The organism is Rhizobium tibeticum (assembly GCF_900110205.1).
In the GTDB taxonomy this organism is placed as follows: Bacteria; Pseudomonadota; Alphaproteobacteria; order Rhizobiales; family Rhizobiaceae; genus Rhizobium; species Rhizobium tibeticum.
Window position 1 is genome coordinate 1 of record NZ_FOCV01000089.1, and the last position, 9,066, is coordinate 9,066.

Sequence of the window (9,066 nt, forward strand, 5' to 3'; positions counted from 1 at the left end):
CGTCGATCGCGTCGCCGCCCGTAAGGAAAATGCCAGACACGCCAAAACCTTCAACTGAATGCGAAAGAGAGATGCAATATGAACGCAGATCGTTCGAATACAGACACACGCCTGAGCCATCCCACCAGGCGATCTTGATTTTGTCTGCGCGCTTTGCCCGAAAAACGTAGAGTGAGCCATTGAAGGGGTCGCTTCCAGCATCACGCACCAGCGCCAAAAGGCTATCTGGACCTTTGCGGAAATCGACGGGATGACTGGCCAAAAAGACCTTTGCACCAGCGGGGATCATGCAGACCGCACCGCGCGGATCAGCCTGACGAGATGGGGCTCGTCGATCCCGACATTCACGCGGATCACTGCGTCGCCGATCATGATGTCCGCGGTAGAGCTTTCGCCCCGAGCCGTATCGACAGCCGCCGCCGCTTTCTGACGGGCATTGCGGCGCCATGTGAACAACTGCGAGGGGTCGATCCCTATGCGCCTTGCCACCGCCGAAACGCTCGCACCCGGCTCCATGCTTTCGGCTACCGCCTGAGCCTTGAACTCATCTGACCAGCGTCGAACCTCGCGCGGCGCGCCCTCCAGACGACCCGCAACGGCTTCGATCATATGGAACGTCCTATGTTCGGACATAGCTTCAGACATAGCAATTCATACCAAGCTCATTCCTTGTGCGCATATGAATAAGCTCGATGTCTCGCTATCGCCAGACGGGGTCAATGCACCGCTTACGGAGGCATGGCTGGCGAGGCCAATTGATAGCCAATCGCGTTATACGATCTCCGACAATGTGTCGAGGCTGCGACATAGAAGAGGTCGCGCAATACGTTGCGGTAAAACGATTTTCTTTTTTGGCACGGTACATGCTTGGTCGTTTGTGAGCGCACCCCGGGGCGTTCTGAACGTCTACCGCCGTCAAAAGTTAGTGCAGTTTTGTCAGTCAACACCCAGGAGCCGCGCAATGCGAGAAGCTTTCGCTGCTTTCGTTGAAAATCCCACTGAAGCCAGGAGTCATGAATGTGGACCTAGGAACGATGAATGAGACCAGTAAGCATGCCTGCGACGAATTAGCGGCCGATTGATATTAGCCTCCGGCTGCTCACAGTTCTCAACCGCTATCCCAAATACAAGTCGTACTTTCGCTATCGACGCCGCTCGTGCCACCTCGTGGACGATACCAAACGGAGACAAACATGACGATCATCAAAACCGCCTACGCCATTATCGTCGCAGGGACTGTCGCTACGGCTTTTGTGGCTGAGGCGTCCGACTTAGTCAGCGTACCCCATGCGCCCGCGATTGCAGCCAGCCCCAGCCCTTGGCAGCTGCGCCTGCGCGCGCTTGGCGCTATCACAAGCGACTCTGGCCGCGTTGATCGATTAGCAGGCTCCGACCTCTCTTACTCTGATACGGCCTTCCCAGAGTTCGACATCTCCTATTTCTTCAATGACAATATCGCGGCTGAGCTCATTTTGGGCACGACCTATGCCAAGGTTCGCGGTGGCGGCTCAATTGCCGGTTTAGGTGAGGTCGGCGAGACTTGGCTGCTACCACCGACATTAACGTTGCAATACCATTTCACCGATTTTGGGGCCTTTCGGCCCTATGTGGGCGCCGGTGTGAATTATACAAATTTCTACAATCAATCAGGCAAAACTGCCGAGAGGCTTCACGTCAACAACGCATTTGGTGTGGCCTTGCAGGTTGGTTTCGACTATATGATCGATAGTCATTGGGGACTCAACGTCGACGCGAAGAAGATCTTCTTAAGACCAGATTTCGAGGCTACTGTCGGCGGAAACGACGTGACTGGTAAAGCGAAGATCGACCCCTTCCTAATCGGCGCTGGCATTACATATCGCTTTTAATCCGGCTTCCACAACAACAGTATCGCGCGCGAGTCATAATCGAGAAGAGCCATTCACAGCAGCGCCGCCCGACTGGGCGTTCGGCTGAATTGCTCGTTTGAGTTACTTCGCGCGCGTCCTTCATGGAGCACACGGCTGCTTTCAGCTTTCGCGTCTGCGAAAGTTGGGGCACCAATTCAAAATCGCGACCTAGACGCCGCAGGAGTGATCGCATTCCGCGAGGACACGCCGAGAAGGTCGGTCGGAGGTTTGTATATTGTGAAGCGTGTTTGAGGCGTTACTGAAATCGCGGATATTTGCAGTGTCCTACGGATCGACGGGATCGTATCGGTGCCGGCGTAGGCTGGCCTATGTATGATCATCTACCCGCCTCACACCGAAGACAGCGCGAGCGTATTGATTCTCCAAGCAAAGCTGCCGCGCCAGCTGCTTGTTCGTGAGGCGGCCGACCCACACTAGAATCGACGCGGCCGCAACGAAGAAGCTCGCCTAGATCGTCGTGGCGAGGCAGCAACTCAAAGCTGACGCCGTGAGCCTACTGAGCCACTTGTGCTACGACAAAGAACACAAAAGTCGGTAGGATGATTCTGAAACGGCGCTCGGATTTCGATGGGTCGGATCCGAGGAAACGATGGAGAATTGGATGTGCAGCAGGGCCTCGCGAACGGCGAAAGCGAGCCCCGCCGCATGAGGCGTTGTAATAAATTCGCGGCCCGCGTGATGAACAGTTCGTCGCCGAAGTAGGTGCGGAGCCGCGCGATGCCTGCACTCATGGCGGGTTGGCTGAGGTTGATGCTGCGCGCAGCTGCGGTAACGCTTCGATTTGCGTGGCGACAATCAGGGCGAGACTCGTCTCATCCTGATCGCTGGGCTATACTTCGATCAGTCATCACAGCATCGAGCGCGACGAGGAGATTATCCATTGCGCGGACAAATGCCATGCACGCAACAACTTCAGCCACTGCAGGAAAGACGGAAAGACGTTAAAAGGGCTGCGGCGATGATGCTCTACACCTGCAGACACTATGGCACTACAATTCAAATGACCGTGCTCGACACCAAGGACGGTTGAGTCACAGGACGTGTTAGCGTCGGCATCAGAGCTCAGAGTGCCGTTGCTTGCCGGGGGGTTGATCAAGACATGACTCTGCCTGAGCGGGGATCCATTCCAATCTACGACACAAGGATAGTACGGTGCTTGGCTTGCCACGCATCCACGCTTCAAGATGCATATTTTCGATCTCCTCGTTCTGGCTCAACTTGGCGAAACGCCCTCTTGGCCAAGATGATGAAGCGACGTCCTGACGAAGGCGCCAAACCCGAACCGTAGTCACCCCCTTATCGTGAGCGGGTGAGTACTCGCATTCTGCTCCCCAACGAATCGCTTCATGAGGCACTCAATCGTGAAAAGGATCACGATGCGGTACAGTTCTGTGCTCGAATTGCTGCGTATATCGTTGGCGTTGCTCCGGTCCACTCGGCCGCCCTCTCCATGCAAAGTTCATATGGCATCATGCGCTCCGGGTATGGTCGAGACCGCCGCGTAAGGTGCACCAGGGTTAAGCTGCCACGCGAGAGAAAGTGCGACGCGACCATGGTATACTGGCGGTTTCTATCCTGCGCAGTCTGGATCGGGCAATTCCGAGGTGTCACGCATCCATCCACAGCATGGATGGCAATCATGCGAAAAGTCAATTTCCCAGACTTGCCGAATGCCTTTAGAAGAACGCCGAGTATGTTCGGAGGCAAGGATGGAAACCCAATCACACCTTAACAGGCACGGTTGCAAAGAAGATATGTTTGGCAATCCCGGCCTCAGATGTATCAAGGTAGGCCTTACGACTAATTAAGGTGGGTTGGGCTCACAGAGGATTATTTGGGGCTTCGGAGCCGTTCCGCAAATATGGCTCAACCCCAATCGCCAGGCCATTCCCTGCGAGCGCGATCACTGCAGACCAGACTATCGTATGCCTCACTCAAGGGGTTCTCGGCCATGCACCGCTGAGCAGAGGCAGTGCCCCAGGACTCCACTAAAATTCGCCTACGCTCCAACTTAATGGCGTTGCCAAGAAAGCCTCCGGCGCTCGTTAAAGTTACAACGGCCTCGACTTTAAAGATGTGGCGCGAGGGCACCAGCTCCCGAGGAGAGACCCATGGATCAGCCCGTTTGGAAGCGGCCGCGTACGACGCGCCCGACCGTCGATGGCAGCGACGACGCACAGCGACCGCAGATGCCGAACTTGGCGTCCATCGACCTAAACCTACTGGTGGATCTCGGGGCCTTACTACAATACCGCAACATAACCCACGCGGCCCAGCATGTTGGCCGGAGTCAACCGGCGATGAGCCGAGCGTTGTCAAGGCTGCGGGGCATGTTCAATGACGATCTACTGGTTCGCGGCTCGCGCGGTTTGGTTCCAACGCTGATGGCTGAGCGCTTGGCTGAAAAATTGCCTTCGGTGTTGGATGCGATTCGCCAAACGGTGAACTGCAGCGTCGCTCCAAGGGAATGGCGATGGAAAGTAACGATGGCCATTCCCGACCACCAAGCGTTAGTTCTGTTGCCGCGCCTCCTGCCGCGGCTGCGTGAGGGTGCCCCTCATCTCGACATGGTCAACGACGCGGTCTTGGCCAACGCACTGCGGCGCCTGGAGCAAGGCGAGATCGATCTGGCGGTCGGGCAGATTGGCGCTGCTCCGCCTGGCTACTTGCGGCGCAGGCTCTATGCCGACCGCTTTAGCTGCCTCATTCGCCGCGACCACCCGGTCCTGGAACAGGAGTGGACGTTAGAAAGTTTCGCGGCCTTGCGCCACGTAGCCATTGCCTCGGAGCCCAACGACCGCTTCCACCAGGTCTATGATGGATTGACCGAACTGAGCGTGGCTGATTGTGATCCAATCGTGGTTTCCAACGTACTGACGGCGGCAGTTATTATCGCGGCGACCGACTTGGTGCTAGTTGTACCTAGCCGCGTTGCCATCCGAATCGCCTCCATGCTGCCACTCGCAGTTGTCGAGCCGCCTTTGGAACTATCTCCCTACGAAGTGGCGCTTATTTGGCACGAGCGTTGCCACCGCGACCGAGAGCATGGCTGGCTGCGGCGCGAAATCACCGCAGCAGCACGGACGGCCGCATCGGGCCTAACGGAGGCATCAAATGGCGAACTGGCTCGATCGCGCGTGGCGAGGACCGGACGGCGGATGCCGCGGGAATGACGACCGTGGGCTACTCCACCAGGCGCTGCGCGTCTTTCCGTTGATGTGAGGGGTACGGGTGTCCGTCATCCGACTGTTCGCAAGTTGACGCAGCATCGGAACGCTTTTGATACCTTTGCGCATGCAAGATCGTTGCATACTCACTCAAAAATGGAACATTAAGTTGAGCTGCATTTCCCCGACACTGATCGGCCGGTGGATTTCCATTGCATTCTTTCGTCAGATGGACGGGGGCCATTTCAATCAAAACGTATTATGCAATGCGCCCAAATTTCGCAGGTGTATCTCAGGTGCTCGCCGAGAAAGGGACTATCGGTTGCCTCCAGCGACAAAGCCTCGGGCCAGGCAATCGAGAAATCCCTTGACATATGCGACTGGGTAGCAATCTTTGGTACGAAAGGAGCTAACATGAGCGTAAAATCATCTATCTCGCTGACTGAGCAGCAAGATACCTTTGCGAGGTCGCTTGTGGACAATGGGCGGTATTCAAGCCTGAGTTCGGTTCTCCAGCAAGGCCTGGAGCTTCTCCGGCAAAAGACGGAGGCTGAGGCCGCAGAGACAGATGCGCTCCGGGACCTGATTCACCGGAGGTTGAATGGACCGACTCTGTCGGATGATGCAATGGCAGGTGCGGTCGACAATATGATCGCGCGGAAACGGCGAGCTCTTCGTGTGGAGTCTTGAATACTCCGCCGAGGGGGAGCGCGATTTTGAACTTATATTTGATCATCTCTCCGCCGCTTATAGCGATCTCGGCGATCACCCGGACGAGGCCTTGGAGCGTGCGGCCGGCCGAATCCGCGAGCTCCGCTTGTCTATCCAGCGGCTGACGGAGACGCCGCACATCGGAACATTGCGCTCCGATATTTATACGGACATCCGTTATTTACGTCGAGACAAGGCCGCAGTTTGGTTTTTGCCGGTAGTGGATCGTCGGATGATTATCGTTGCTGCCATCTTCTTCGGCGCACAAGACCATATCCGACACATGATGAGGCGACTGCTCGAGAGCTGATGTCGCTTGGCACTTAAAGGTGAGAATGCCCCCGCTTGGTGAAGTTTGGCACTTGAATGTGAGAATCGTGAAGCCAGTTTTCGCACTTAACGCACCCTCGAAAAAAGATAGGTTCTGTTTTCTTTGAAATCTTAGGACCGACTCTGAACGTGCTTGACCATCATACGCGCCGCAGTTGAATCTGAGTTTGAGTGGAAGCATTGAAGCGCTATTTTAATTTAAATGCCCGTTCTCGAATTTGGCGCCCGCTTAACTAATTGATATCGTTGGGATGGGAATCTCGCGATTAAGTGCCAAACGACACGACGGTTCAGGATGAATTCATACAACGCATTGCCGGTCAGACCGTCTGTCGCCCCACCGACGAGAGCCTGCCATAAATAAGGCTGCAGACCGTTGCCGCCGCGGAACGTGTTCGGGTTCCCCGCCATTTCAAGGCATACTCGTCAAAAAGACGGTGACAGCAACGATGACGGTCGAACTTGCTCACCATTACTACTCCCTGAGAGCCGCTGAGCCAAGATACCGTGACAACGCTGGCCTGATCGCCGGATTCGGCGCCCAGGGAAGAGCCTCGTCTGAGCTAAACACCTCAATCCAGGATAGGCCCGACGGGTTCCAAGGCGCAGGGAAACGCCGCAAGCCGATCTGGCGGTCCTCAGTCCTGCACCAGCACGCTCTTCTCCATCTCGCATCGTTTCCGGCACGAGTGCCTGCCGCCTGGGCAGCCCCGTTCGATGTCGGGCAAGTCTCGCAACGTCTCCAACCCGAACGCCGACAGCGCCACGGCGGCCGAGCACGTTGGCGCCCGACGTTGGTTTCCGCGTAATGGGGTTCGACGCGTCGTCTCGTGCCCTGTTTGATGCCGTTGCGAGCGAAGAGTTTGTTCTCCAGAGCATCGTCAGTGAGTTCGCCCAGCAAGGGCGATTGCTGCCTACGCGCTGCAGGTTATCCTGCACCGTACTTCGTGCAATTCCCAATACGACCGCAATCTCGCGGGAGCTGGTCGCGCTTCCGGCATGCCGCAGCATTTGTCGTAACTGTCTCATGGTAAGTCTCCTTTTTGCCGTCGTCAAAATCTCCACGTTTGTCGTGAGGTATTTGATGCCAAAGTTGACCCAGGGGAAATGTTCAGTGCCTAAAACCAGCCGGATTTTGATTGGAACGGTGGCCGGCTTCAAATCGGAATGGTAGCCGGTTTTTGATTTGAATGGCGGCCGGCTTCACGTCGTTGGTCGGCTCATCGGCGGCGTCATTCTTATTCCGTTTGACGTAAGGGCGTGACGTGTGGGCGGAAGAAGTCCGACTTCGTGGCCAAGTGATTGCAACACTCGTGCCCGGTGGTGTGAGGCGCCACAAGCTTCGATGCCGATGCCGATGGCGATCGGCGGAAGCTTTTGAGGAAGGCCAATAACTTTGAGCGACGAAGCTGGCGCCGCGAGACGATATTTTCTTCGGGGACACGACCAGAGAGCGCTTCAACATACAACGTTTAAAGAGAGGTCCTGAGAAAAAATTCCCTTGCCGAACCTTGATTTCGTTAACTTCAGGGCTCTCTAATAGGACTCAGCAAAATTGGTAAAATTGATTGTTTGGAAACAATCATCGGCGTATGGACACCGCACATGCGTTTTAGAGGCCTAGATCTAAACCTCCTCGTCGCGCTCGACGCACTGATGACCGAGCGCAAACTCACGGCCGCCGCACGCAGGGTCAAGCTCAGTCAGCCGGCCATGAGCGCGGCTATCGCGCGACTGCGCACCTATTTCGGCGACGAGCTGTTTTCGATGCAGGGTCGCGAACTTGTCCCAACACCGCGTGCCGAGGCGCTCGCCCCAGCGGTGCGCGACGCCTTGCTCCACATTCAGCTCTCCGTCATTGCCTGGGATCCGATCAACCCAGCCCACTCGGATCGCCGTTTCAGGATCATTCTTTCTGACTTTATGACACTTGTATTCTTTGAGAGGGTTGTGGAGCGCTTGGCCCGGGAGGCTCCCGGCGTCAGCTTCGAGTTGCTGCCTCTCGATGATGATCCTTATGAGCTTCTCCGGCGCGGTGACGTCGATTTTTTAATTCTTCCGGACTTATTCATGTCGAGTGCGCACCCCAAGACGAAGCTGTTTGCCGAGGCACTGGTGTGCGTCGGCTGCCCGAGGAATGAGCAGTTGCTGGGGGATCTCTCTTTCGAGACATATATGTCGATGGGGCATGTTGCCGCCCAGTTCGGACGTGCGTTGAAGCCCTCTTTCGAACAATGGCTATTGCTTGAGCACGGGTTCAAGAGACGTGTCGAACTTGTCGTGCCCGGTTTTACTTTGATTCCGCCGTTGCTGCCGGGCACCAACCGTATAGCCATTATCCCATTCCGCCTCGTCAAGTATTTCGAACAAACGATACCCCTGCGGATCGTCAAGCACCCGCTGCGACCCCTGTGGTTCACTGAGGCTGTCCAGTGGCCAGCCCTCCATCACAAGGATCCCGGGAATGTCTGGATGCGGGAGATACTCTTGCAGGAAGCCTCGCGCAGCGAATTTCAGGAGGAAACGTCCTAGCTTAGCTAGTGCCCGTCCATAAACGCCTGTTTTTCTGGGGTTTTCAAGGTTGTTCACTGAAGGATGTTTGTTGGGACGGGAGATGGCACAGAACCCTGCAGGTTATGGCGCGAAGCGCGATCTGGTGGCAATGGGGTCATGAGTATCGGCCACCGCTCGCCGGGTGTGCTCTGAACGCTGCCGGATGAGGGGTGTCAGGTCGGCCTGAGGCGGGCGAAGAAGGCGAGATTGTAAGCGACCACCGAGGACCAGACATAAGCCTTGAAGTGGTCGAGGCCGCGCCAGGTGCAGCGCCCCAAGCCGTAGGCGCGTTTGAGGCAGGAGATGCCGGCCTCGATGCCAGCGCGGAAGTTGCGTAGCTTGCGATAGACCCAGCGGCTTTTGACCATGTCTTCGATCTTGAGGCCGCACTTCTT

8 protein-coding genes and 2 pseudogenes are annotated in these 9,066 nt (G+C 56.3%); 5 read left to right on the top strand and 5 right to left on the bottom strand.

The features are described 5' to 3' along the window. A partial coding sequence (gene tnpB / locus BSG20_RS34150) for an IS66 family insertion sequence element accessory protein TnpB (RefSeq protein WP_143147610.1) occupies nt 1–289 on the bottom strand: 289 nt, incomplete at its 3' end. Continuing rightward, nucleotides 286–609, bottom strand: coding sequence for a transposase (locus BSG20_RS39105; protein WP_420884148.1), 324 nt, complete (start codon nt 607–609; stop codon nt 286–288). The genes BSG20_RS39105 and tnpB, both read right to left, overlap by 4 nt. A gap of 584 nt (nt 610–1,193) precedes the next feature. On the opposite strand from BSG20_RS39105, the gene BSG20_RS34160 reads away from it, so the two are divergent. After that, nucleotides 1,194–1,868, top strand: coding sequence for an OmpW/AlkL family protein (locus tag BSG20_RS34160; protein ID WP_072382006.1), 675 nt, complete (start codon nt 1,194–1,196; stop codon nt 1,866–1,868). 460 nt (nt 1,869–2,328) lie between these two features. Here the strand turns inward: BSG20_RS34160 and BSG20_RS34165 are convergent. Then, nucleotides 2,329–2,692: pseudogene (locus BSG20_RS34165) on the bottom strand (LysR family transcriptional regulator); the annotation flags it as partial. A 1,329-nt stretch (nt 2,693–4,021) separates the two neighbouring features. On the opposite strand from BSG20_RS34165, the gene BSG20_RS34170 reads away from it, so the two are divergent. From BSG20_RS34170 to BSG20_RS34180, 3 genes are all read left to right on the top strand, one after another. Further along, a complete protein-coding gene (locus BSG20_RS34170; RefSeq protein ID WP_072382010.1) occupies nt 4,022–5,083 on the top strand; it encodes a LysR family transcriptional regulator in 1,062 nt (353 codons plus the stop codon). Between the two features lie 408 nt (nt 5,084–5,491). Next, the gene (locus BSG20_RS34175) at nt 5,492–5,767 is read left to right on the top strand and encodes a type II toxin-antitoxin system ParD family antitoxin (protein WP_072382014.1); all 276 of its coding nucleotides are present in this window, start codon (nt 5,492–5,494) and stop codon (nt 5,765–5,767) included. Beyond that, a complete protein-coding gene (locus BSG20_RS34180) occupies nt 5,754–6,098 on the top strand; it encodes a type II toxin-antitoxin system RelE/ParE family toxin (RefSeq protein WP_072382012.1) in 345 nt (114 codons plus the stop codon). Before BSG20_RS34175 ends, BSG20_RS34180 begins: the two co-directional genes overlap by 14 nt. Nucleotides 6,099–7,340: 1,242 nt before the next feature. On the opposite strand, the pseudogene BSG20_RS38205 reads toward BSG20_RS34180, so the two are convergent. Beyond that, nucleotides 7,341–7,587, bottom strand: a pseudogene (locus BSG20_RS38205) (IS110 family transposase); the annotation flags it as partial. Between the two features lie 136 nt (nt 7,588–7,723). Here BSG20_RS38205 and nodD2 point away from each other — a divergent pair. Continuing rightward, nucleotides 7,724–8,650 (top strand): transcriptional regulator NodD2, encoded by a 927-nt coding sequence (gene nodD2 / locus BSG20_RS34190; protein ID WP_093041858.1) that lies wholly within the window; start codon nt 7,724–7,726, stop codon nt 8,648–8,650. A gap of 194 nt (nt 8,651–8,844) precedes the next feature. On the opposite strand, the gene BSG20_RS34195 is transcribed toward nodD2, so the two are convergent. Continuing rightward, nucleotides 8,845–9,066: transposase (locus BSG20_RS34195; RefSeq protein ID WP_143147611.1), on the bottom strand; the 222-nt coding region annotated here is incomplete at its 5' end.